At 63.6% G+C, this 24,861-nt stretch carries 20 protein-coding genes; 10 read left to right on the plus strand and 10 right to left on the minus strand.

Annotation, left to right across the window (positions count from 1 at the left end):
• The first annotated feature begins 64 nt into the window (after positions 1 to 64).
• Positions 65 to 1,312, plus strand: a complete 1,248-nt coding sequence (locus Pan44_RS22035) for a MauE/DoxX family redox-associated membrane protein (protein ID WP_145033945.1) — start codon at positions 65 to 67, stop codon at positions 1,310 to 1,312.
• Positions 1,313 to 1,336: 24 nt separating this feature from the next.
• Here the strand turns inward: Pan44_RS22035 and Pan44_RS22040 are convergent, their stop codons facing one another.
• From Pan44_RS22040 to Pan44_RS22060, 5 genes are read right to left on the minus strand one after another with little or no spacing between them, the layout of a single operon-like run.
• Entirely contained in the window at positions 1,337 to 1,963 is a 627-nt protein-coding gene (locus Pan44_RS22040) for a sugar transferase (protein ID WP_145033946.1), read from the minus strand.
• 12 nt (positions 1,964 to 1,975) lie between these two features.
• On the minus strand, positions 1,976 to 3,109 hold the full coding sequence (locus tag Pan44_RS22045) for a glycosyltransferase family 4 protein (protein ID WP_197453556.1): 1,134 nt from the start codon (positions 3,107 to 3,109) through the stop codon (positions 1,976 to 1,978).
• A 50-nt stretch (positions 3,110 to 3,159) separates the two neighbouring features.
• Positions 3,160 to 4,305 carry a glycosyltransferase gene (locus tag Pan44_RS22050; protein ID WP_145033947.1) on the minus strand — a complete coding sequence of 382 codons (1,146 nt, stop codon included), beginning with the start codon at positions 4,303 to 4,305 and terminating at the stop codon, positions 3,160 to 3,162.
• A gap of 20 nt (positions 4,306 to 4,325) precedes the next feature.
• On the minus strand, positions 4,326 to 6,269 hold the full coding sequence (gene asnB / locus Pan44_RS22055; RefSeq protein ID WP_145033948.1) for an asparagine synthase (glutamine-hydrolyzing): 1,944 nt from the start codon (positions 6,267 to 6,269) through the stop codon (positions 4,326 to 4,328).
• A gap of 29 nt (positions 6,270 to 6,298) precedes the next feature.
• Positions 6,299 to 7,363 (minus strand): glycosyltransferase, encoded by a 1,065-nt coding sequence (locus Pan44_RS22060; protein ID WP_197453557.1) that lies wholly within the window; start codon positions 7,361 to 7,363, stop codon positions 6,299 to 6,301.
• A 373-nt stretch (positions 7,364 to 7,736) separates the two neighbouring features.
• Between Pan44_RS22060 and Pan44_RS22065 the strand changes: the two genes are divergently transcribed.
• On the plus strand, positions 7,737 to 9,023 hold the full coding sequence (locus Pan44_RS22065; RefSeq protein ID WP_145033950.1) for a hypothetical protein: 1,287 nt from the start codon (positions 7,737 to 7,739) through the stop codon (positions 9,021 to 9,023).
• A 27-nt stretch (positions 9,024 to 9,050) separates the two neighbouring features.
• Here the strand turns inward: Pan44_RS22065 and Pan44_RS22070 are convergent, their stop codons facing one another.
• From Pan44_RS22070 to Pan44_RS27980, 3 genes are read right to left on the minus strand one after another with little or no spacing between them, the layout of a single operon-like run.
• Positions 9,051 to 10,229 carry a DUF1501 domain-containing protein gene (locus Pan44_RS22070; protein ID WP_197453558.1) on the minus strand — a complete coding sequence of 393 codons (1,179 nt, stop codon included), beginning with the start codon at positions 10,227 to 10,229 and terminating at the stop codon, positions 9,051 to 9,053.
• A gap of 58 nt (positions 10,230 to 10,287) precedes the next feature.
• Complete coding sequence (locus Pan44_RS22075; protein WP_231754129.1) at positions 10,288 to 11,745, minus strand: Gfo/Idh/MocA family protein; 1,458 nt, start codon at positions 11,743 to 11,745, stop codon at positions 10,288 to 10,290.
• Positions 11,663 to 11,893 carry a twin-arginine translocation signal domain-containing protein gene (locus Pan44_RS27980; protein WP_315861130.1) on the minus strand — a complete coding sequence of 77 codons (231 nt, stop codon included), beginning with the start codon at positions 11,891 to 11,893 and terminating at the stop codon, positions 11,663 to 11,665. The genes Pan44_RS22075 and Pan44_RS27980 overlap by 83 nt, the downstream gene beginning before the upstream one ends.
• 371 nt (positions 11,894 to 12,264) lie before the next feature.
• Between Pan44_RS27980 and Pan44_RS22080 the strand changes: the two genes are divergently transcribed.
• Both Pan44_RS22080 and Pan44_RS22085 read left to right on the plus strand, forming a co-directional pair.
• Entirely contained in the window at positions 12,265 to 13,458 is a 1,194-nt protein-coding gene (locus tag Pan44_RS22080; RefSeq protein ID WP_145033952.1) for a DUF1559 domain-containing protein, read from the plus strand.
• A 132-nt stretch (positions 13,459 to 13,590) separates the two neighbouring features.
• Positions 13,591 to 13,986 (plus strand): hypothetical protein, encoded by a 396-nt coding sequence (locus tag Pan44_RS22085; protein WP_145033953.1) that lies wholly within the window; start codon positions 13,591 to 13,593, stop codon positions 13,984 to 13,986.
• A gap of 173 nt (positions 13,987 to 14,159) precedes the next feature.
• Here Pan44_RS22085 and Pan44_RS22090 read toward each other — a convergent pair whose 3' ends face one another.
• Positions 14,160 to 15,890, minus strand: coding sequence for an eCIS core domain-containing protein (locus Pan44_RS22090; protein WP_145033954.1), 1,731 nt, complete (start codon positions 15,888 to 15,890; stop codon positions 14,160 to 14,162).
• Positions 15,891 to 16,125: 235 nt separating this feature from the next.
• Positions 16,126 to 17,790, minus strand: a complete 1,665-nt coding sequence (locus tag Pan44_RS22095) for a sigma-70 family RNA polymerase sigma factor (protein ID WP_145033955.1) — start codon at positions 17,788 to 17,790, stop codon at positions 16,126 to 16,128.
• Positions 17,791 to 18,412: 622 nt separating this feature from the next.
• On the opposite strand from Pan44_RS22095, the gene Pan44_RS22100 reads away from it, so the two are divergent.
• From Pan44_RS22100 to Pan44_RS22125, 6 genes are all read left to right on the plus strand, one after another.
• Complete coding sequence (locus Pan44_RS22100; protein WP_145033956.1) at positions 18,413 to 19,057, plus strand: peptidylprolyl isomerase; 645 nt, start codon at positions 18,413 to 18,415, stop codon at positions 19,055 to 19,057.
• A gap of 216 nt (positions 19,058 to 19,273) precedes the next feature.
• Entirely contained in the window at positions 19,274 to 19,900 is a 627-nt protein-coding gene (locus Pan44_RS22105; RefSeq protein WP_145033957.1) for a peptidylprolyl isomerase, read from the plus strand.
• A gap of 112 nt (positions 19,901 to 20,012) precedes the next feature.
• Positions 20,013 to 20,960 (plus strand): hydroxymethylbilane synthase, encoded by a 948-nt coding sequence (gene hemC / locus Pan44_RS22110; protein WP_145033958.1) that lies wholly within the window; start codon positions 20,013 to 20,015, stop codon positions 20,958 to 20,960.
• A gap of 36 nt (positions 20,961 to 20,996) precedes the next feature.
• Positions 20,997 to 22,151 (plus strand): glycosyltransferase, encoded by a 1,155-nt coding sequence (locus Pan44_RS22115; RefSeq protein ID WP_145033959.1) that lies wholly within the window; start codon positions 20,997 to 20,999, stop codon positions 22,149 to 22,151.
• A gap of 316 nt (positions 22,152 to 22,467) precedes the next feature.
• Positions 22,468 to 22,905 (plus strand): division/cell wall cluster transcriptional repressor MraZ, encoded by a 438-nt coding sequence (locus Pan44_RS22120; protein ID WP_145033960.1) that lies wholly within the window; start codon positions 22,468 to 22,470, stop codon positions 22,903 to 22,905.
• A gap of 739 nt (positions 22,906 to 23,644) precedes the next feature.
• Positions 23,645 to 24,853, plus strand: coding sequence for a TlpA family protein disulfide reductase (locus Pan44_RS22125; protein ID WP_145033961.1), 1,209 nt, complete (start codon positions 23,645 to 23,647; stop codon positions 24,851 to 24,853).
• Positions 24,854 to 24,861: the final 8 nt, after the last annotated feature.

Consider the following 24,861-nt stretch of genomic DNA (forward strand, 5'->3'; position numbering starts at 1 on the left):
GGCGCAATCCGTGGATCGGCCAAGGAAAGCCGCTGCAGGAACTCTCCAGGCAGGTTGCAATTTCATGAGTGCAAACTGCCAGAGGGGAGGGGACCTGCGGCGGCTTTCGTCGTGCTACTTCATCGCGTTTTCGGTTCTTGTCGGCGCGACGTTGCCGCTCTGGACCGGACGCGGTGCTTTTCCCCGCGTCCCCGCGGTGTCATGGCTGACGAGTGCGGGAGCCTGGCTCGCTCCACTGTTGTTCGGTGGGTTCCTTGTGGCGGCGATCGCCTTTGTCCGCCTCGGACCGGTCCGCTCGGTGTGGGCAATGGTCGTGGCGGTAGTCCTGGCGTCCGCAATGCTCAACCAGCATTGTTTCCAGGTGTGGGCCTACCATCTGGGCGTCGCCGGGCTGATTGCGGCATTCTCGGCGCCCGGCCGCGCTGCGACGCGTCTGAAATGGCTCACGATCGCCATCTACTTCTGGTCTGCCGTTTCAAAGCTCGATGTCGGCTTCGTGGGCGGTCCCGGCCAGATCCTGTGGGGCGGACTTCTTTCGGCCCTGCGAATCGATCCTGCGCAGTTTCCGCCCCGTCTCGTTGGGCCTGCTCCGTGGATCATGCCGGCCGGCGAACTGGCGACAGCGCTGGCCCTTGCGATTCCACGAACACGACGGATCGGTCTGTGGCTGTCGATCGTCATGCATGCCCTGCTGCTCCTCGCCGTTGGCCCGCTTGGGCTGGGCCATGAGTCCGGGGTTCAGATCTGGAACGTCCTCTTCATCGTTCAGAACCTGCTTCTGTTTCGAGGCGTTCCCTGGACTGCCGAAGTCACCGGCCCACGCGATTCGACTCCGGCCGACCGTTCCAGCGGCGACCGGATCGTGGCCGCGATGCTGGCGGGCGTCGTCGTCATGCCCGCATTTCAGCCCTGGGGATATTGGGACGTGTGGCCTTCATGGGCCGTCTACTCGGCGCGCGGTGGATGGACGACGATTCTTGTTCACCATGACGAGGTCGACCGCCTCCCGGAGGAGGCCCGGCGTTATGTCGGCGAAGCCGCCCCACTGTCCGATTGGCATCCGGTCGATGTGGATGCCTGGTCACTCGCGGAGCTGCATTGCCCCGTTTATCCCCAGCCGCGATTCCGGCTGGCGCTTGCCGCGGCGCTCAGCCGCACAGCGCGGATTCAGGTCGAGCGTCGAAGTCCTCCCGATCGCCGAACAGGTCAGTCACGCTCCGAGACGCTCGAGGTTTCAGGAGGCCGCCTGTCGCCCGAACTGGAAGCGGCGTTCTGGTTGAACACCCGGCCAGCGGTGACCGCGGATCCATGACGAGCGGGGAAGCCGTCAGCGATGTCAGGCCGCTCGACGCTGTTCGGCGGAGTTTCCCAGGAAGGCTGGCATCGTGGCGTGCCCTTCGGCAGCGACGCCGTCTCGCCGTACCACTTTCAACACCGTGAGCACCAGGATGCGGAGATCGACTGCCAGCGACGCGTGGTCAACGTACCAGGTGTCCTGGGCGAACCGTTCTTCCCATGTGGTCCGATTCCGGCCGTTCACCTGGGCCCAGCCCGTCAGTCCCGGAAGGACGTTGTGTCGACGTCGCTGATCCTCCGAGTACAGAGGGAGGTATTGCATCAGCAGGGGGCGTGGTCCGACGAGGCTCATCTCCCCGCGGACGACGTTCCACAGCTCCGGCAGTTCATCGAGGCTCGTGGACCGCAGAAGACGTCCGAAGCGAGTGAGCCGAACGTCATCGGGGAGCAACTGCCCGGACGCGTCTCGAGCATCCGTCATCGTGCGGAACTTGATCATCCGAAACGGGAGTCCGTCTTTTCCGGGCCGCACCTGCGTGAACAGCACGGGTGAGCCCAGCCGGGTCCGCACAAGGAGGGCCACCAGGGCGATCGCGGGCGAGAACACGATCAGCGCCGTTCCCGCCAGCGCGAGATCGAGCAGTCGTTTTCCAAATCGAACATACACGGCACGGTTCCTTCAGGCAGCGGCGCTCAGAGGACTTTCGGGAACAAGCAGGTCGACCAGTTCCTGGTTGACCTGGTGCACGTCGAACTTCGCTTCAGCGAGACGACGACTCTCGCATCCCATCATTGCTCGCAGTGCCGGATCACTTGCAAGTCGCAACATCGCCTCCGCAAGCCGGGCGGAATCCTGGGAAGGGACCAGCAACCCGTTCCGGCCATCGATCACTGTCTCGCGACAGCCCGGCACATCCGTGGTGATGATCGGACGGCCCATTCCCATCGCCTCCTGTGTCGACCGCGGGACACCTTCGCGATACGAAGGAAGGATGTACACATTGCTGGCAGCGATCGCCGGCCGGACGTCGTCTGTCTCGCCGAGGTATTCGAGTCCGCACGAGCGCTCCCATTCCCGAATTTGCGAGAGGGGGATCGCACATGGACTGTCGTAAGGCGGCCCGAGCAGCTGGCAGACGGCTTGGGGGAATGCCTGTTTCACCTGCCGGACCGCCTCGGCGTATTCGGCGATTCCCTTTTCGCGAAGCAGGCGGGCGATCAACAGGAACCGCGGCCGGTCGTCCGGCAGCTGTGCGACCGGAAATTCGCGAAGGTCGATTCCCGAGCCGTTCACGCGCCCGATCTGGTCGGCCGCGACGAGACGGCGGCTGACGAATTCGTTGCAGTCGTCGGAGTTCTGGAACACCACGCGTTGGTAGCGCGAGAGTGCGGAACGATAAAGCTCGACAACAACGCGGCGCAAGGCCCGCCCCTTCCAGTCTCGCGGCAGAAACGCCGAACCCAGACCTGTGACCAGGGCCACGCGGCGGGGAACCCCCGCCGACGCCGCGGCCCAGCCGCCATAGATCACAGGCTTCACCGTGTAGCCCAGGTAAACATCCGGTCGTTCTTCAGCGAGGACGTGCGTGAGGTTCCTGACGACGGCCAGTTCCTGAACCGGGTTGCGGCCGGTCCGGCTGAGCGGAACAGCGCGGAAGCGGACGCCCCACGCCTGCAACTGGCTGCGGACTGCCGGATCGTTGTCGCCGGCGCAGGCAATGACGTCGTGCCCCAGTGCACAGAGTCGCTTCAGAAGGTGACCGCGAAAGTTCACCAGCGACCGGGCCAGGCCTCCCATCACAACAATCCGCACGCGCCAAACTCCCTTTCCAGATTCTCTGAAGCCGATCCGCGATCCACGACTCAGGCCGCCCTGCGTCCCGATGCCTTGATGACCGACATCCACAACTCGTGATAGCGCCGGGCGATCACGCCAATCTCGTAGTGCTCTTCCATCCGGCGACGCGCCCGGCGACTCAACTCCTTCCGGTCTTCCGGAGTCCGCTGAAGAATGTTGAGGCACGCCGCCGCCATGGCGCGGGCGTCTCCGATGTCGACCACGCGTCCCGCATCGCCGACCAGGCTGGCCGAATCGCCGACATTCGTCGTGACGACGGGCACGCCGCAGGCCAGTGCCTCGCCGATGGAGTTGGAAAACGCCTCGCTGGTCGATGCGCTGACGGCGATGTCGAGCGACGCCTGGATCTCCGCAATGTCACGGCGCTCGCCCAGCAGATGGAACCGATCGGCGCAGGCGGTCGATTGCACAAGCGACTGGAGCGGCGCGTTCGCAGGCGTGATGTCCGTGCCGCACAGCACGAAATGCGCGTCCGGAGAGGCCGCGTGCAGCCGGTTCATGGCGTCGACGAACGTCGGTTGTCCCTTCAGTGTGGAATAGCGCGACATCAGGCCGATCAGAGGCGTGGATGCCGCCAGCCCGAGCGATTGACGCAGCGCACTTCGCGCGTCGTCGTCCGGCCGGAAACGCGAAAGATCGAACCCGTTCGGAATCAGCCGCATCCGCGTCGCGGCGTAGCCCGCGGCAACGTGCACATCGAGCCCGGTCTGTGAATTCACGACGATCGCACTGGGGCCGCGGCTGGAGAGCTTCGCACTGGCTCGGGCCGCGAGAAGCGTCGAACGGCTGTCGAGACCTGGCGTGAGTGTGGCATGACGGACATTCCAGACGACCGGGCATCCGGCTACCGCCTTCGCCGCCAGGAGCCCCATCAGATCGGCATGGTACAGCCATGTCTGGAGGACGTCGGGACGATCGGAACGCAGCAGCGAGCACAGCCGCCACAATGCCTTCGGGTGCGGTCGCCCGCGGTTCATGCCCAGCGTGTGAACCGGCACTCCCATCGCCCTCAGTCGCGGAGCGCAGCCTTCATCGCCCGTCATCCCGATCACGGTGAAACGCACACGCGGATGCAGTGCTTCGACGAGCTTCGCCAGCATGACGGGCGTGCCGCCAATGCCGAGTCCGGTGATGAGATGACAGACGTGCATGGAGAAAGGGAGTTCGATATTCAGGCGGCCCGACGGTGTGCGATATCCGTCCGCTGGCGATCCTGCCACGACTGGAACATCAGGATCGGCCACAACCTCGCAGAGGCGTCGACTTTCCCGGCTAGATGCGCCATCCACGCGGAGCGAACGACCGCGGAGTTCCAGTAGCCCTCGCGCCGCAGGCGGCCTTCCGAAAGCAGGTCATCGCCCCACGTCCGCAAAGGGCCTCGCAGCCAGGCGCTGACGGGCACTGCAAAGCCCATCTTCGGTCGGTCGAACAGCTTCCGCGGAACGTATTTCTCGAGCACCTGCCGCAGCAGCCACTTCCCTTCGCCGTTGCGAAAAATCATCGACATCGGAAGCCGCCAGGCGAACTCGGCGATTCGGTGATCCAGCAGTGGTGATCGCGACTCCAGGCTGACGGACATCGTCGCCCGGTCCACTTTCGTCAGGATGTCGTCGGGCAGGAAGTGCATCGAGTCGAGAAGCATCATTTCCCGGTATCGATCCCGCAGGGGACGCGCGAGGCTCGCCCCCGGGCGGTCGTCGGCCTGCAGCACCACCTGCTCCGGCGATTTCCACGACGACAGGATCTGCCTGTACGCATCCTGGAATGACTTCGCCCCGACGACCTGCGAGCCGTGGTAAACCTTCCTCAGGAATGATCCGCGGCCCGATCGCCCCAGTCCGGGAATTGTCCGTGCTCCAAGTGCCGCCAGTTGCCGGAGCGGAGACGGAATCCAGCCGACGGCCCGCCACAGCGAATCGGCTCCTGCGAACCTGGCGTACCCGCCGAAAATCTCATCGCCACCGTCACCCGAAAGGCTGACGGTGACCGACTGGCGGGCCAGTTGAGACACGAGGAAGGTCGGGATCTGTGAGGAATCCGCGAACGGTTCGTCGTAGATGTCCGGCAGCCGCGGAATGACGTCCATCGCCTGCTGCGCGGTGACATACAGCTCGGTGTGATCCGTCCCGAGATGCCGTGCGACGGCGGCGGCATGGGGCGCTTCATTGAAGCCCGCCGCATCGAAGCCGATGGTGAACGTGCGGATCGGCCGCCTCGACTGTCGCTGCATCTGGGCGACGACGAGGGATGAGTCGATCCCGCCGGAAAGGAACGCTCCCAGCGGCACATCCGCCACCGACTGCCCGCGGATCGAATCAGAGAGCAAATGATCAAGCTGACAGACGCCCTCGTCGTCGCTCCCTTCAAAGGGGGCCAGCTGCGCGAGCGCGAATTGCTCTTCGATGTTCCAATAGGGGCGCGGAGTCTGAAGCCGGTTGAACGTCACGTCGCGATCCCAGATCGACAGGATCGTTCCCGGCCGCAGCTTGGAGATGCCGCGGTAGATGCTGCGCGGGGCGGGCACATAGCCATGCCGGGCAAAGGCCGTCAGGGATGCGCGATCCACATCCCGCGCGCAGGCCGGATGGTTCTCGAGGGCTTTCAGTTCCGAACCGAACAGCAGGATGCCGTTCTGGACGCCGTAGTACAGTGGCTTTTCTCCGAACCGATCACGCGCCAGCTGCAGGGTCCGTTCGCGGAGGTCCCACACGGCGATCGCAAACATTCCAACGCACTTTTTCAGCGTCGCATCGAGGCCCCATTCTTCGATGGCTTCGAGCAGGATTTCCGTATCCGACTGCCCGCGAAAATCGTTCACACCCGATTCGAGCAGTCCCCGTTTCAGCTCCCCCGCGTTGTAGATTTCCCCGTTGAACGCCAGCACCGTGGCGCCCGATCGCGAAACCATCGGCTGAGCCCCTGCCGCTGACAGGTCGCGGATCGCCAGCCTCCGGAATCCGATGGCCACGCCCGAGGGCTCATCGCACCACACGCCAAGATCATCCGGGCCGCGCGTGACGAGCGTGTTGGCCATGCGCTGCGCACGATCGGACAGGGCGGCTTTGGAGAGCGCCCGCCCGACCACCGGTTGCCAGAATCCCGCGAATCCGCACATCGTTCAGTTCCGTCGGTGAGACCTGGGATTCACGCCGCCTGCTGAGCGCCAGCACAATCGGCGAACAGGAGGTCCTGATACTGCTTCACAATTGATTCCAACCCGAAGTGCAGCCGGGCACGTTCCAGAACCTGTTCTGCGACGGGGGCGAACCAGTCGTCTTTCCATTCCTCGAGCGACGTCGTGATCCGATGTTCCTGGCCGAGGATCTGCATCACCTCGCGCGTCCCCCCCGGATGATCCAGCACAACTGTCGGGCGCCCGGCCCCGATCGCTTCGAGCAAGGCGTTGGGCATCCCCTCGAAGCGCGACGGCAGTACGAACAGGTCCGCATGGGCGAGATGCGTCCCGACGTCGGCCGAAAAACCCGCCAGGTCGATCCGGGAGGCGAGTCCGAGATCGCGGATCTGCTGCTCCAGTACTCCCCGCTCCGGTCCTTCACCCAGAACCGTGAGCATCGATCCGGGGAACCGCTCGAGCAGGGCGGGGAACGCCGCAATGAGTCGGTCGAATCCTTTGGGGGGAGTCAGCGAACCGACTGCCACCAGTCGCTTTGCTTCCGCGCGCGTGTGTTGCCCGGCGAGAGAATTGGCTTGAACTGTCGATTCGACCGGGTTGAAGATCCGGACGATGCGAGCGGACGGCACGCCGAGCCGTTCTTCGATCATCCCGCGCATCCCGTCCGTCAGCGCGACGACCGCGTCCGCCGAGCGATACGCCCGTTTGAGCAGCGGACCACGGAGCCCTCTCAGGTGGGCCGGCTCGAAATGGTTGATGCTCACTTCTCGCAGAAACAGACGCGTGGAACGTGGCAGGAATGGACGGCAGAGCCCGGCCACCGTGTTCAGGTGAGAACTCGTCGACAGAATCGCTCGCGGACGAAGCTTCCTGGCCAGTTGCACGAGCGACCAGCCGGCCTGCCTCGCTCGCGGAGCGCGGAGGTCATGGACGGTCACTCCGGGAGACAGCCTTTCGAGCCAGTAGCCTTCGCACTGGCAGAGGCCGAGATGCATGTCCATTCCCGCGGCGGACAGTCCATTCAGGAGCAGCGTGAAAACACGTTCGGCCCCACCGCAGCGCAGGGAGGGGATCACGAACAATCCGCGCGGACGTTCCCCGGCTTCAGGAACCCCTCGCAAAGCGCTCTGCGCATCCCTGGCTCGCACTTCGACCATCCGTGGCCGCCCCTCTCCCCATCCTGATTTTCGTGACCCGGTCCTGAAAGACCGCGGCAGCATCCCCTCCAGAACTGGCGATTCTTCCCACAAAACCAAGGAAATGGTCAAGCGGGATCCGTTTTTCGCGGCACGGCGCAATGAATCGAACTCCGTCTTCGGGCAACGGCTCTCCGCGAATGACATTGACCGGCGAACGGAATTCCTCATAGAAGCCCGGGGCAGGGCGGGGGCCCCTTGCAGTCACAGTGATCGTTCTCGCGGGGGGAGCGCCGCACACGGCGGTCGAGACATGCAGCTCGTATTCCTGATCGTCGCCGGCATCGGACTCTGCTACCTGCTCACGGCCCATCGCCGCTGCGACGTTTTCAGCCTGGCGTTTGCCGGTGCGTGCCTCTACTTCCTCCCGGCGTTTTTCGGATCTGTGCCGGGCGGATTCAACGACGAGCTTCCCGTTCCGATCGAACCTGAGACCTATGCGGTGATGTCGACGGTGCTCGGCGCGATCTTTCTGGGCGCCTGGACCTGGGACCTCGGTGGCAGCCGTTCGCTCAGCGACGAACCGCTCCGAAGCGATGGCCTCTCGACGAGCGTGGCCCTGGCACTGGCGGGGGCCGCACTGGTGATCGCGGTGTATGTCGGCGGCGCTCGACTGTTCTCCGCCTACAAGGAAGACGTGCTCGACGGAGCCTCGCGATTCTCCATGCTGACCGGCGTCGGGGCCGCCCTCGCGGCTGCCCTCGCCGTCGCGCAACGACGCTGGACGGCCTGTCTCGTCGCCGGGGTCCTGCTGCTGTTTACCGTCTACATCGGGCTCCGTGTCTACTTCGTGATGGCGATCATCGCCAGCTTCCTCGTCCATCTGCAGGGGCAGGGGCCACAGCGACTCTACATCCGGAACTTCACCGCGATCACCTGCGCAGCGCTCCTGGTAATGACGGTTTTCGTCTACAAGTGCATTTACGTGCTCGTGAAGATGGGCGACTTCGACCAGATCCTCGCCATGCTGGTCGACTCCGAGTTCTATCTGGACGCCGTCATCAGTTCGGAGCCCTTCACCACGCAGCTCGTGCTGAATGAGGTCGTCCGGACGGGCTTCGAGACCGAGATGGACTACATCCTCTATTCGGTCGTCGGACAGCTCACCTTCTTCAGCGGTGAGGCGGGACTCGTTTTCCGGTCATTCAACAACCTGTTCCAGCCCGCCCTGTTTCCCGAAGTCGAATGGGGCATGGCGAACAACATCTGGGCCCAGATGTATGCGGCGGGCGGCTGGCCGCTGTTTCTGGCGTTCCTTGGAGGCTTCATCGGGACCTTGAGAATCGCCGCACGAGCGATGGCGACCGCACGCGCCTCGAACCGATGCGGAGTCGCGCTGGCGACCGCCTATTGGGCCTTCTACATCCACCGCAACGACCTGGGCTACGAACTGAGCGAACTCAAACGCGTCCTCCTCGTGTGGGGCGTGGTGGCCATCGTTTCCAGCGCCGGCCGTCAGCGGGAGCAGGTTCCTGCGACTCGCGGGCCGGATGTCAACAGACCCATCCGGGCGCCGCAGCGCACCAGGCTCGCGGCCTGACGCGCCCCACAAGAGAACGCGTTCGACTCAAAGGCCGACTGCAGCGAGCGCGCTCGGCGACGCCCCCTCGGGCGTTTCGGTCGGTGCCCCGGTTGCGGCGCGGAACGCCGCCTGGCTGAGTTCCTGGAGCGGAACCGGGTGGTCAGCCACCTCGGCGCAGCGGGAATCGCTTTGGCCGATCACCTGGCCCCCCGGGACGGATCCGCCGGCAATCAGTGCGGACCAGCAGCGCGTCCAGTGATCGCGCCCGGCCGTGCGGTTGATGCGTGGCGCGCGTCCCATTTCACCGGTGCACACCACGAGGCAATCGTTCCACAACCCGGTCGACTGCAGGTCATCGAGGAACCCCGACATGGCCCGATCGAACTGCGGACACAGTGTCCGGCCATAGTCCTGGAGAGTTCCGGGAGCGGAGCCAGCCCCGTGGGCATCCCAGGTCGCGTGACCATTCAGCGTCTCGAACAGATTCACCGTCACCCAGCTCGCGCCGTACTCCACGAGCTGCCGCGCATTCCACAGCCGACGGCCGAAGCTCGTGTGCCCGTACGCTTCCTGGATTTCATACGGCAGCTTGTCGAAACGTTCGGCGTACACCGTTCGCGGCGGAGCTTCGGCTGCCTCCACGATCCCGTCACGCACGATCGCAGGGGCAAATCCGCCTTCGGCGCCAGGGCCGTCCGCAGGGAACGCCTGGGCGGGATCCAGATGCAGGCGGGCTGGCGTGACGACATACGCCGGCACCGTTGTTTCATCGCTGAGCGATTCGGTCTGCGGCATCCGGGTTCCAAACGCCGAACCCGGACCCTTCCGGCTTCCGAGGGTCCCGCCCTGCAGAAGCTGCAGGCCTGTTTCGTGGATCGGAGCGGCCGAATGGTAGACCGACCGGACGAGCGAAAACCTCCTGGCCCGTTCGGCAAGTCGCGGAAGTGTTTCGCTGAGGAACACACCGCTGACCGCCGTTTCGATCGCCCGATAGGGGCCCCGCGATTCCTTGGCCGCAGTCGGCTTCGGGTCGAACGTCTCCAGCGCACTCGCGCCGCCGTTCATCACGACGAGCACGACTGTCTTCGGCCCGCGCCCAAGCTGGGCGCGGAGCTTCGCGGCCCGCTCGGCCGCCGGAAAACCAACAACACTCAGTCCTCCGACCGCGAGAAAATCGCGACGGGAAACCGGGCGGCGAGACGGCTGTGCAGACTTCTTGGCCATTCCAACATCCATGAAAACTTCAAAGCCCGGCGACAGGGCCGGGCTTTGATTCCGCAGATCACGCCAGCGAGCTGTCCGTCTCCGGGACGGCGTCGCTCTCGTAGTCGAACCATTCCGGTTTGAACTCGATCCGCTTCTTGTGCTTCATCGCCAGGTTGGCCGTGATCGCCATGATCGCGTCCGCCATGGCCGTCGTGCCGGGGCAACGCAGGCCCCCTTCTTTCGGGCCGGCGAAGTTCTGCGTCCGGATGCAGTGAGCGAAGTGCTCCATCTCTTCCTTGTAGCCGCGGCTGACGTTCGTCGCGAGATCGCCGCCCGTATTCGCGGCCGCCTTCGGGCCGGCGGACGTTTCATACGCGGCGAGCACCGCCCCGGGGCTTCCAGTCTGGTTCGTCGAAACGACCCACAGCCGCTGGTCAGGACCGCCACCTTCGCTGCCGCGACCTTCTTCCTTCCACAGCAGCGCTTCTTTTTCCGTCTTCATGAACAACGTGCCGCGGCTGCCGTAGACCAGCTCGCCGTAAGGCTCGAACTTGTTCGTGTTGATCGAAGAGTAGGTGACGATGCAGACGTCGCGGTCATTCGTCTTCGGGTCGTAGTTCTTTCCCGGGAACTCGAACGTCACGAAGATCTGGTCGTCCGTTTCGCGGTCGTCCGACTGCTTGTCGGCCGAACCGACACCTTTGACGCCGTAGAAGTTCTTGCCGCCGTATCCGCTGACCGCCAGCGGGTGGACCTTACCGAGGAAGATGCTGCAGGCATCCAGCTGGTGGCTTCCCAGCTCGGCCATCAGGCCGCCCCCCGTGCTCGCGTACAGACGCCAGCTCACGAGTTCTTTCAGCGAGTCGAACCCGTATTCCTTGATCGTCTTGTCGAGTTCCGCTTCCACGGCCTTGTCAGCGGCCGGGATGCTGTTCCGCCACTGGTCGCTGTTCGGGAAGCTGTTGTTGCGGTGCCACTGGGCGCGGATGTACCGGATGTCTCCCAGGAGCCCGTTCTGCACGAGCTGGTTGGCGTTCTCGTACAGGACGCTGTAGTGCCGCTGATGGCCGACCGCCAGCAGGAGATTCTTCTCCTTGGCCTTGCGGATCATCTGCTTGCACTCGGTCACCGTCCGGGCCATGAGCTTTTCGGTGAGGACGTGCAGCCCGAGGTCCATCGCTTCCATCGCGATGGGGGCATGGGTGTTCAAAGGCGTCGCGATGACGACCGCCTCGATCCCCAGGTCCTTGGCGTTCGCCAGCAGTTCCTTGTGGCTCTTGAAGCCCTTGATGTTCTTGGCCTTCTCGGCTCCGAGCTTCCGCTGCAGCCCGATGCGGACGTCGTTGGGATCACCCTTGAAGGCGCGATCGAGGTTGTGCGGCCGGAGGTCGGCGACGGCAACCACGTCCATGTACTTGTCCGGGTGCTCCGTCAGCAGGATGTTCCCTTCGTCACCCGTGCCGATGAAACCGACTTTGACGGGGTTGCCTTCCAGCTCCTTGTAGCTCCTTGTAGCCGAAATAGGCCGCGCCAAGGCCCCCTGCGCCCGCGCCGACTCCGGCCAGGAACTCGCGTCGGGACACACCGACGGCGTTCGAGAAGTTTTCCTTACCGATCTTTTCCTGGTCAGGCGTCAGCGGCATCGCAATCAGTCCTTGAGACTCGAGAAATTCACCTCTCATTATACGGCGAAACGCTGTCGATTGCGATTGGCCGCGCGCGAATTGCGGGAAGTCCGTTTCCAGTTGTCGGGCCGGATCTGCATCTTGACAACGACGGCACAGCGCCTGAAGATTCGAGCCGCACTCGAAAAATCGCGAACGATTGCAGACACACTCCGCGGTGTCGCTTGAGGCGTTCCGATCTGACGCTGTTGATTTCGGGTCCACTTCGCTTGGCGGCCATGGAGCGCTCCCTTCCAGCCGGCGCCTCACATTCCATTGTGATTTGATGCCGTCGACGCGCTCTCAGGCATTTTTGCCTGATCGTCTTCTGTTCTTCGGGGCTTTCTTGCTCGCCCCCCGTGGTTCTGATTTCCCTGCAGAGGAGTCCTATGTTGCGGTCCCATCTTGTCGTTTCGAGGTCCAGATCCCTTCGTCGTGATCAACGATCTGGCTTTACCCTGATCGAGCTGCTGGTCGTCATCGCCATCATCGCGATTCTCATCGCGCTCCTGCTGCCCGCAGTCCAGCAGGCGCGAGAGGCCGCTCGCCGGACCCAGTGCAAGAACAACCTCAAGCAGATGGGCCTCGCTGCCCACAACTTCGAAAGTACCTTCACCTACTTTCCGCCCCAGTACGGAACGATGATGGTCACGTCGAGTGGCATCGTTGGCATCAACGATGCCAGCCCGCAGGCGCTCATTCTCCCCTACGTCGAACAGGCCAACCGCTACAACCAGTTCGATTTCAACTACACGACGTGGCGCGATTCGGCGCTTCATGACATCCCGGGCGCCGCGGTCACCGGAGCAACGGCCGCCACCACGGCTGTGAACCTCGAAGCGCGCGCCGGCGATATTCCGTTCTTCCTCTGCCCGACCGACCCCTCCTCGATGGTGAAGTACGTCACTTCCGTCGCCGGTCTTCCGGCCGGCCAGACCACACGGGGCGAAGGACGGCTGAGTTATTCGGCGAGTTTTGGGGCCTCGGCCAACGGCTTTTTCAACGCCAACAAGGCGGGCCCGCGAGCCGGCATTTTCTCGGACGGCCGCTATGACAACAAAGCCTTGTTGCGGGGGCAGCGATTCGCCGACATTCCCGACGGCACCAGCAACACCGCCATGTTTGCCGAGGTGATGCGGACCACCTGGCCTCAGAATCCCACCCCGTCCGGGCGCGACAACACCGTCGTCGTCTATTCATCGACGGTGAATGCCGCCGTGCAGGTCGGAATGGTCGGTGATCAGGACGGCCGGAACATCGGTTCCTGCACGGGATCGAACTTCACCGGAGGCATGAAGTACGCCGGGACGCAGTTCTCGCGGGCCCTCCTGGGCCAGACGTTCTACACCCACACCCTGCCGCCCAACTGGAACAAGCTGGTCCCGGTCGGCGGATCGCAGAAGTACAACTGCGTCTCGGACACGTTCAACGAGGCCCACATTGCCTCGAGCAGCTACCACACCGGAGGTGTGCAGGTCTGCATGGCGGATGGTTCGGTGCGGTTCGTCAGTGAGAATATCGATTTCGCTACGTGGCAGGGCGTTGGCTCGCGGGGCGACGGTCAGGTGGTCGGCGAGTTCTGACTGAGACGAGCCGGAGCGGCGGCGGGTCCAGGGGCCCGCCGCCCTTGCATCGCCTGAAACTCCTCCGGACCTGTCGTTCCGGACTCAAACGCATTGGTATTCACGAGGCGGTTCCAGATGTGGGTGAAACGTGTGGCGTTCGTGGCGCTGGGATTGTCCCTCGCCTGGGGATGTTCGTCCGATCGGTCCGGCGACGGGCCCTCTGTGCAGGCTACGACCGAGCTTCAGGAGGTCGGCGACCTTCTTCGCATTGGTGGCGCGCGGCGGCCGCCTGCCAAGCTCACCGATCTGTCAGCGGGTCGTTCCGCGCACCCGCAGAGCTATGAGATGGTGCAATCCGGAAAGATCGTCGTCGTCTGGGGGATTCCGATGGCCAGCGAGGGCGACATCGAAAGCGGTACGGCTCCCAAAGCGGTCATCGCGTACGAAAAAGAAACGCCGACCGCCGGCGGCCGAGTGCTTTTGCAGAATGGCGCGGTCGAGGAGATGACAGCCGACCAGTTCAAGGCGGTCGCCACCACCAGGTGACAGGCGTCCGGGGGGACGCGCAAAAAAAGAAAAAGACGTCCGGCTCAATGGAGCCGGACGCCCCGCGATGTTCGACGAGATGGTGCCAGCAGGCGACTGCGTGCCCAGCCGAGCGCAAAGGCGATGTCAGGATTCCGCCCAGACCCGCTTGTCCGGCGTCGTCGTCTTGCAGGCTACGGGTTCTGAAGGGCGCCGAGGCCGTCGCCCGCCTGGACTCGTGCAATCTCACGAAACGGCTGACCGTTCACGGTGACATTTCTTCCGTCCGCGAAGTTTCCGGGCGGCTCAACTTTCTCAACTGGAACCAACTGAACAGTGCTGACATCCTTCCATTGGCTGGCCTGGGCCGTGCTCGTCTTTCCCGCAACGTAGAGGAGTACGGCCGCGGCGACGGCAGGTTGGAGCACATCGTTCGCTGCCTTGCCTCCCCCGAGAATCTGAGCGATCTCGGCGGCGGTCAACCCTGTCGCGGCGCTCGCGCCACCTGCCCCTGCCGCTCCTGCTCCACCGACCGCTCCAACTCCCAGGATCAACGGCAGCGATGCTGCCGCATAAAGCGTGATGCCAATGACGGCGTGTGTTCCCTCGGCAAGTCCGACGATGCTCCAACCAAAACTTCGCAGTTGCAGCACCGGATTTCGGAGATCGAATCCCTGGACCTGCAGTTGCTGCAGTGTCCGCGCCATCGCCGCCTTGCGCGCCAGTTCCACAATCGTCTCGTAAAAGGAGTTCGAGGCGACGATCCGGAACTCCTGTTCCGGATTGGCCTCCTTCAGCTGGCGCCGGACAACCGCCTGCATCGCCTCCGCCATTGCGGCGAAGTCGGCCGCAATCTCCACAATTGCGGCGGCGGCCGCGGCAAACATGCGGATCCGCTTCCTCTCTTCATCGGTTACCCGGCGTTTCACCCCATAAATGACGAGTCCCTGTCGGCTCGGGATCGTGTAGTCGGTCAGTTCCGTGCAGACCAGCTTGTTGCGCACGTCGCTGGGAAACGGTAGGCTGTGCGGCGGAATCCAATACGAGTTCGACGGCTGCCATTCCGGTCCCCCTTCGACGACTCCGATGGAGATCCGGATCTGGTTGATCAGTCGGTAATAGCTCGCAAGCTGTGCGATTCCCTGAGCGATAAATCCTCGCGTCTTGAACTCGTAAAAAGCCCTGTCCGTAAAGTCGATGATGTCGGGTGCCAGCTGATTGACGATGCCTTTGAACTGCGCCAGGAATTGATCGGCGAGCTTGCGATTGGGGGTGCCTGCCGGCATCCGGATTTCCTTGCCGGGTCCGACGTTGAACTGTGAGCCGAGAAGGATTGCATGCCCTTTGAATCGTGGATCGGCGAGGTAGGCCGCTTCGATCGCCATGTTGGCCGGGAGCCACAATTCCATCGGCCTCAGGCTGGTGATGTCGATCCATTCGGGCGGGCCGGGGCAGGGAGCGTCGCCCGGCGGATGTCCGGGATGGAGCTGGACGGATCCATGCGGCGCGGTCAGCTTCATCAGTCCTGGATCGGCGCGAAGTCCATGAAGGAACATGCTGGCCAGGCTCTCGGCAGCCCGCTCGCAGTCCGGCTCCAGTTCACCCTCGAGCGATCGTCCATCGGAATTGCCCTGCTGGCAGATATGCGCGAGTTCGTGAGCGAGGAGCAGAGCTCCCGAGGCGCTCTGCAGTTGAAACTCGCCGGCTGCGAAGCCGATGTGCTCGCCGATTGCAAAGGCCCTGGCGTTCAGCGCGCGCGCGGCCCGGGCGGCGGATGGACCGGTATGCAGCCGGACGTTGCCGAAGTCACGATCGAAGAATCGAGAAAGCTGGGCCCGAATCTTTGCCGGAATGGGCCGACCATTCCGCTGAATCGCCCGTGAGATGAGGGAACGCTGGCCGACCGAAAGACCATCGAGAAACATGCGAGTTCCTCAGCTGGAATACAGCGACAATCGTCCGTCCCGCGAAAACAGGAGCAGGGTTCACGGGAAGGTTACCCTGCCGGTGGGCGATTTGCATTCGTAGCGCCCCCCCTGTCCCGGTCGCAGGCCTCAAACAAAAATGGCGGCTGGTTCCTTCTGGAACCAGCCGCCGAACGGGGACATCAGAAAACCGTGCCGGCGGCGTAGAACGCCGGCACGGGCAGCGCCTGACGAATCAGACGCCAGGAATATCCAGCTTCTCTTCTTCCGCGATCTTCCGCAGCTTCTGGAGAGCGCGGGCTTCGATCTGGCGAATCCGCTCCTTCGTCACGCCGAACCGCGTCCCCACTTCCTCCAGCGTCAGCGGCTCCGAACCCTGCTGCAGGCCGTAGCGATGCAACAGGATCGAACGCTCACGCTCATCAAGCTGGCCAAGGATCGAGGTGATCACGTCACGCTGGCGGGCATTGGTCGTCTCATCGACCGTCTGCACGCCGCGGCCATCGGCCGATGCGGCGAAAACCTCCTCGTTCCCCGTCCGGAACCGGTCGAGAATCGTATGCTCGGCCGGAATCGAACGGGCGTAGTTCTTCATGATGGCCCACGTCGAATACGTGGAGAACTTGTTCCCCTTCGTGTAATCGAACTTCTCGATTGCACGCATCAGGGACATGTTCCCGTCGCTGACCATCTCGAAGAAGCTCATCCCCGGCTGCAGCCGCTTCTTGGCGATCGAAACCACCAGTCGCAGATTGCTGCGGATCAGGAAATTCTTCACTTCGTTGGCTTCGTCCAGCAGACGCTCGAGTTCATCGAGGTCGGCCGACTTCGGCCGCGACATGTCGATCTTCGACTGGATCTGGCTCGCCTGGAACTTCAGGAAGTTCATCTTCCGGAACCAGTACCCTTCTTCCTCACGCGTCAGGAGAGGATTCGAGTACAGGCTCGCCAGGTAAGCCGGGAGTCCGGCCGGAGCCTTGACGCGAGCGGCCTTGCGATCCACCGCCGGCGGCGGGCCAAGGATCACCTTGCTCGCATTCGGCTGATGGAATTCCGGGCTGTCCATGAACGCGACCGGAGCCGCGCACAGCTTTTCCGCCCGGGCTTCCGCGATCGCGCGATACACACCCGTCCGCGTGCGGCAGTAATCCCGGGCCAGGGCATCCACGGACACGCCGCTTGAATACCGGGCCAGGAGTTCCTGCTTCCGCTCAGGCGTCAGTTCGTCGCTCGGCGTCGCGAACACGCGATTGTCGGGCGACTCTTCATCGTGCTGGCGGATCGCCGCGCGGATCGTCTCCGGAGAACGGTTGAAACGGGTCGCCAGTGAGCGACTCACGTCCGCCGGACACGTCCCATACCGAACAAGATGCCGTGCAGCTTCCATGATTTCCCCCCGTTCTACGCTCGACAGCTGGCTGAACCGGCTGCCACGCGAAATCTCGCTCTCATGACTGCGGACAAAGCGGTCAATCGACGACTTCAGGAACCCGACACGCGACCGGTTGCCAAACTGGAATCGCCGGCTGACAAGGCCACGCTTCCGCCAGCGATCCACCGTCTTCGTTGAGACGTTGTATTGCTGGCTGACGTCTTCGACCGTCAGCACCGGTTCACCGGCCAGGTCGGCCGGCATGTTCAGGCTTTCGGACAGTTCCTCCACGAACAAACCCAGGTCGTGGGCTGCTTCGGACCCCTGGATCACCAGGTTGCTCGCGTACTTCGGCCGCGTGTGCGTCACCTGTTCGCAGAGATCCTGGACACGGTATTGAGAGCCCGGCTCGAGCGTGGCGATCACAGTCTCGGCACGATCCAGCTGGTCGAGGCGCACAGCCTCAGACGCCGATCGCACCTGCTGCTCCGTCAGCTGTTGCAGGGCGGAATGATGAAAACGACTCATAGCGGCTACCCCCAAATTCTCTCGCTCGTCCGACTTCCTGTCGGCGTTGGCGGGGCTGCCTGTCGGCGACGTCCGTGCACGGTTTCTCGCCGTGTGCCGCCGTTCAAAGTTGCCTTAATAGGGACTACGTAAACTTGGACGTTTCCTGATCAAAATAAGTTCGCATGCGAATGATTTTTTGAAGAAACAGGTCCGAAGAGCACTATGCAGAGAGCGTGCCGAGGCCTAGGAACTGGCGTCGATTGGGTTGGTGTAATCGCCGCATGCAGCACCCTGTTAAAGACTTGTGTCAAGTATTCGTCCAACCTGTCGAAAACTTCACCTTGGTCGGTAGGGGTTTCCCGACGACCCGGCAGGGAAAAGCCGTATCGTTTCGATGTCGTTCCCTTCAAAACGCTGCCGGGAATTGCCTGCGGGCGCATCTCCACGGTCAAAATGGCAGCATTCCCCGCACGACCCGATCATCGCAATCTTCACCCACCGGGACTGCTCCAGCGGGCGGCGGAAGCGTCGTGCGACAACACCCGCCAACGCCGGTAAGATCCCAGGCCACTCGCGATCCACGCGGGCCCTCCGGAGACGACCTCTCCGGTTCCTCTGAACCGAATCCCGGAACCTGAAGATGCTGAAGTCGTTCACCCTCTGTCTGGCCGGGGCCATCGCCTTGACGGCTGCCGCCTGCTCCCGCACCGAGAACCCGGCCAATTCCAATGGAGCGGCGGCGGAATCAGCGCCGCCGTATTACGTGAAGTTTGAGACGACAAAAGGGGACTTCCTCGTCGAAATCCATCCCGATTGGGCCCCCAATGGCGCGGCTCATCTGAAGGAACTCGTCGAGAAGAACTTCTATGATGGCTGCGGCTTCTTCCGGAACGTGCCCGGGTTCATGGTGCAGTTCGGAATGAATGGCGACCCGAAAGTCCACGCCGAGTGGGGCGAGAAAACGATCAAAGACGACCCCGTCCACGGCTCCAACGCGCGCGGCGTCGTCACCTACGCGCAAACGGGTCTGCCCAACAGCCGCTCCACCCAGCTCTTCATCAACCACGCCGACAACTCGTTTCTCGACAGCCAGGGGTTCTCGCCGATTGGAACCGTCGTTGAAGGGCTGTCGGTGGTCGACAGCCTCCACCAGACCGGCGAAAACCCACCTGAAACGCAGGGCATGATTCAGGAGCAGGGGAACGAGTACCTGAAGAAGAAGTATCCGGAACTCGACTACATCAAGACCGCCCGCATCGTGGCGAAGCCGGCAGAGAAGCCGTGATGGCGGCCGAGGCCCAGTGGAGATCGGGCCCCGCCCTGTGAGGAAAGCGGCCCGCGCGGCCTGCGAGGCGCGTCCCCGGGCCACCCCATGCAACGTGGGACAACCTTACTGTCGCCCGTTATCATCGCCGATCCACGCGCGATGATGGAAATCGCCGGAAGAGTGGCCGGAGTCTCAGTGCTCCGGAGCACACCATTGGAATCGGGAGCTTTGGAGATGCTGAAGACGATCACCAAGTGTTTGACCGGGGCGCTCGTCCTGGCTGCTGCCGCCATTTCGGGTCCCGCCGCAGCCCTCGCCCAGGATGCGCAGGCTCCGTTCTACGTGAAGTTCGAAACCACGAAGGGCGACTTCATTGTCGAGGTGAACCCCGAGTGGGCCCCCAACGGAGCCGCCCACGTCAAGGAACTGGTCGAAAGCAAGTTCTACGATGGCTGCGGGTTCTTCCGGAACGTCGATGGCTTCATGGTCCAGTTCGGCATGAACGGCGATCCCAAGGTCCAGGCCGAGTGGGGCGAAAAGACCATCAAGGACGACCCGGTGAAACGCTCCAACAAACGCGGCTTCCTCACCTACGCCCAGACCGCCGCTCCGAACAGCCGCTCGACGCAGCTGTTCATCAGCCACGGCGACAACTCCTTCCTTGATGGCCAGCGCTTCGCCCCGATCGGCGTCGTCGTTCAGGGCATGACGGTCGTGGACAGCCTGTACAAGACCGGTGAAAACCCCGGCGAAACTCAGCCCATGATCAAGGCACAGGGGAACGAATACCTGAAGAAGAAGTACCCCCAGCTCGATTACATCAAGACGGCGCGGATCGTCGACAAGCCGGCCGCGAAGTAATCGGCCTGCCAGGGTTTCGAGTCGTAGGAGTACAGCCTTCAGGCTGCATAGCGCAGATGAGGGAGCTGTACTCCTGCTTTTGTTTGATCGCGACTCTTTTCGAGCGCCTCCCGTGAATTCGTCCTCCCCCGGCCCATTGCGAATCGCGACACGGGCCAGCGCCCTCGCCACCTGGCAGGCCGAGCACGTCGCCGCGCTGCTGCGGGCCGCGGTCGCCGATTGCCGCGTCGAACTCGTTCCCGTCACGACTCAGGGTGACCGGGATCGGAATTCCGCGCTATCGACGTTTGGCGGCGTGGGAGTCTTCACCCGCGAGGTCCAGCAGGCCGTCCTTGATGGGCGGGCCGACCTCGCCGTCCACAGTCTCAAGGATCTCCCGACAGAGCCGACTGATGGCCTCCTGCTTGGCGCCGTGCTTCCCAGGGCCCCGCGCTGCGATGCGCTCCTTCTGCCTCACGGCCGGCCCTGTTCGTCCCTGGAGGAACTTCCGCAGGAGGCCCGCGTTGGAACCGGGAGCCTCCGGCGACAGGCCCAGTTACTCGCCCATCGCCCCGATCTGCGGCTCGGAGAGATCCGCGGGAATCTCGATACGCGGCTGCGGAAGCTCGATGAAGGTGAGTTCGATGCGATCATCCTCGCGGAGGCAGGACTGCGCCGCCTTGGGTGGGAGAACCGCATCAGCCTCGTTCTGGCCCCCCCGGTGATGTTCCCGGCCACCGGCCAGGGCGCAATTGGAGTCGAATGTCGTGCCGACGACGAACGGACACGTTCCGCGCTCGCGCACCTCGATGATCCGGTGACGCGGATCGAAGTGACGGCCGAACGGGCCTGCCTCGGAGCCCTCCGCGCGGGTTGTCATGCCCCGGTTGGAGCGTGGTCCACTGTCGAGAAAACGCCCACCGGCGCAACGACACTTCACTTCGAGGCCGTGATCTGGAGCCGCGATGGCTCGCAGCGGGTGAACGCCAAGGCTTCCGGCCCGGGACCGGAGGCCGCCCTCCTCGGGATTCAGGTCGCCCGCGAGCTGCGCGAGCAGGGAGGCGGCGACCTGCTGCGGTGAAGACGGGGATTTCAACAGGACGCTGTTTCGGTCACGATGTCGAAACCGGCCCTGATCTGCCCCTCGATTCCGCCCGTGTCGTCACCGACGCCCATCGCCCTGTGCATCACCGATCTCGACCCTGGCGGGGCCGAGAAGGCGCTCGTTCAGGTCGTCACCCGGCTGGATCGAAGTCAGTGGGCCCCGGTCGTCTATTGCCTGGGACGGCGCGGGGCGCTCGCCGATCAACTCGAGGCCCACAGCATCGAGACGCACTCGCTTGATGCCGGCAGGCGCGACCTGTTGGTCGTCACCCGGCTGGCAAAGCGACTTCGGCAACGTCCGCCCGCATTGATCCAGACGTTTCTGTTCCACGGCAACCTTGCCGGCAGATTGGCCGCCCTCATCGCCGGCGTGCCGCTGGTCGTGTCCGGCGTTCGCGTGGCGGAGCGCGACAAGCGCTGGCACGTCCGTCTGGAACGCTGGACGAAGCGTCTCGTCACACATCACGTGTGCGTCAGCCCATCGGTCGCCGACTTCACCCGGCGTGAGCTTCGGCTGCAGCAAGACGCCGTCAGTGTCATTCCGAACGGCGTCGATTCGGCCGCCATTTCGTCGGCGTCCCCCGCGGATCTTTCGCAGTTCGGTATTCCAGGGAACGCACGGACCCTGCTGTTTGTCGGCCGGCTCGATGTCCAGAAGGGCATCTCGGTGCTGCTCGACGCGTTCCGGGCACTGGCGCTCGGGCACCCGGATCTCCATCTCCTGGTCGTTGGGGCGGGGCCATTGGAGGCGGGCATCCGCCAGTTTGTTCGTGCCCATGGGCTGGATCGCACGATCCATCTGGCGGGACGCCGCGACGATGTCCCATCGCTGATGCGGTCGGCCCAGGCGCTGGTTCTCCCTTCTTTATGGGAGGGAATGCCCAACGTGGTTCTTGAGGCGATGGCGGCAGGGCTTCCCGTCGTCGCCACGGCCGTCGACGGGACGGCCGACGTGGTCACGGACAGGGTCACTGGCTGGCTCTGCCCGCCAGGGTCTGCCGACGCTCTGTCGCAGCGTGTGAGCGATTGCCTCGCCGCTCCGGAGCAGGCCGTGAGTGTTGCAAAAGCTGCGCAAGTCTCTGTTAAAGAACGATTTGCGTGGATCTCTGTTGCGGCGAGCTACCAGCGACTCTGGCTCGAGTTGATCGATCGGCGCGGCCGAAACTGAGCCCCTCGACACGAGTGGGCGGGCAACTCGAAGAATCTTGAAAATTCCCAATTCCAAGTGGGGACAGGACCTCGGACGAATTGCGCGCGGGGGAACCCCACCACGTCACACAAGTTGCTTGACGATGGGGCTGTGTGCACTAATTTGGGGCCCTGTGGGGCCAGGTGGGAAAGGGGTGGTTCGAGCAGACTTTCACGCTAACTGCATCTGGAGAATGGGATTGTGGATGGGCCGTTTCGACGACCCGGCAGAATTCGACTCCAGTGCTGAACAAGTTTGCACATCCCGATGACCGTTGACCTTGATCGCCTGAACGATGCCGCTGACAGGAACATTTCAGCGCTCGCTCGACGACAAACAACGGCTGTCGTTGCCCAAGTCATTTCGCGACGAACTGGTTTCGGAAGAAGCCCCGGAACTCTTTCTGGCGCCGGAAACGGACCAGTCCCTGTCGCTGTTTTCCGCGGACACTTTCAATCGTCGCGCTCAGCGACTTGAACAAGACCCGGCCGTTCAAGGCCGGGCCAAAAACTACCTTCGACTTTACTACTCGCAGGCGGAACAGGTGGAGCCGGACAGTCAGGGACGCATCCGCGTCCCCGAGCGGCTTCTCAAGTTCGCCGGCGTCTCTCAGGACGTTGTCCTCCTGGGGGTGAACGACCATGTGGAACTCTGGGATCGGGCCCGGTGGGAATCCTTCCTCTCCGAGCACAGCCCTGCATTCGACCGGTTGGTGAGCGAGGCCTTTTCGTAGGGAGTTTTCAGGGATGATCGCCGGGTGCTGAGGATCAGCAGCCGGTCAACGATCGAAGGAACAATCGAGGTTTCCGCCTGCTACCGGGCATGCGGATTCGCGGGCAGGGATGAACCGCGGTTGGAACGCTGCAGGGAGGTCTACGCCCCCTTTGCTCGTTCACCTCGCCTCTCAGCGGGTGCGGAACGGATTCTGCGCGGGAGGTCAGGATTTCTCCTACGGCTCGGAGTGATGCACGGAAGCAGAGCCGACTGAGTGAAGAAGGCCGATGGCTGCTGGGAGCAGCCATCGGCCTTTTTTTCGTATCTGGAACGAGCGTTTCGGGACGCTACCCGCGGGCGGGTACGGGGGAGGGCGATCCCCGCACGGAGTCTTCCCCGTTCCGCGCAACCCTGCACGGAGGTATGGAGGGACCATGCCGATCAGCCATTCACACTCATCACGCCTCAGCAATCCGCCGCTCAGTCACCCGCAGCGGTCGGGGCGGGGAGGCTGCGCCCCGCGAGGCTCGAGGAGCCACACGGAGGAAGGGCAACAGAACCGGACGGGCCCCTGGCCCCGAACTCCTTGCTCGTCAGTCATCAGACAGGTCCTCCACCGCGAGACGGCCGGCCTGAAGTCGCGGAACCCCCTTATTTTCGCTCAGAAGCCTGCCCAGCGTGCGCGAGCCGCGGTATCCTTGGACGTTCGTCGGCCGCGTTCGTGATGCGGTGCGCCGGTCTTCTCTCTGGAGTGAGTCATGCCCCGCCTCTGGCTGTCCCGCCGCGTCGCCCCCATTGCGCTCGTTTCGCTGCTCTCTTCATCTTCCGCTTTCGCCCAGGACGAATCCAAGGCTCCGCCGGCCCCCACCGATCAGCCCGCCATCACGGCTCCCGCGGACGCTCCGCAGGTGGATCCGTTCCAGATTCCGGACGGCAACGATCCGCAGGTCCTGCAGAAATTCCTGGAACGCCTGTTCCAGACCCCCCCCGCCAACCGCAGCCTGTCCGGTCGCCAGGAACACCTCCGCAAGGTCGAAGCGGCCATCGCGAAGGTGCAGCAGAAGGAACTCGATGAAGCCACGGCCCTGACTTCGTCCGACATGCGGTTCCAGATCCTGCAGTTCCTCGAACGGAGTGGCGATCCGGCAGCGGCCGCCGACCGGCAGCGGTTCATCGAGACTCTCTCAAAGCACAAGCTGCCCAAGGTCGCGGAACGCGGCACTCTGTACGGCCTCGCCGTGCGCGTTTCGGGCATGGGCGGCCTGAAGGCGGACGCCCGGCAGAAACTGATCGATGATGTGGCCGCTTACATCGGCGCCGGGGAGGTTTCGGAAGAGCGCTATTCGCTCGCCACGCAGACTCCCGAATTGCTCGCCCAACTCGGCGACAACGAACTCGCTGCGAAGGCGCTCGAGACATTCGCGAAGGCGTTCGAAAGCCGCAAGGACGATCGGGTCTCCGACCTCGTCAACCAGTTGCGGGCGACCGGCCGGCGCTATGGCCTTGTGGGAAAGCCGATGAAGGTCGAAGGCAAGACCGTCGATGGCAAGCCCTTCAACGTGGAATCGCTCAAGGGCAAGGTCGTGCTGGTCGACTTCTGGGCGACCTGGTGCGGCCCGTGCCTCGAGGAACTGCCGCACGTGCAGGAGCTGTACAACGGATACAACAAGAAGGGCTTCGAGGTGGTCGGAGTGAGCCTGGACCAGGAGAAAGACGTCCTGCAGGCATTCCTCGCCGAGAAGAAGCTTCCCTGGGTGCAGTTGTACTCGGAGGCAGAGGGAGACGGCGGATGGTCGAATCCGATTGCCAGGTACTACGGGATCAGCGCCATTCCGACGGCGATCCTGATCGGGAAGGACGGCAATGTGGTGTCGCTCAACGCAACGGGGCGTGAACTGACCGCTCTTCTGGAAAAGCTTCTCGGGCCTCCCGACGCACCGAAGGAAGAAGCGCCCAAGAGCGAGTAAGACACTCG

The organism is Caulifigura coniformis, assembly GCF_007745175.1.
Lineage (GTDB): Bacteria > Planctomycetota > Planctomycetia > Planctomycetales > Planctomycetaceae > Caulifigura > Caulifigura coniformis.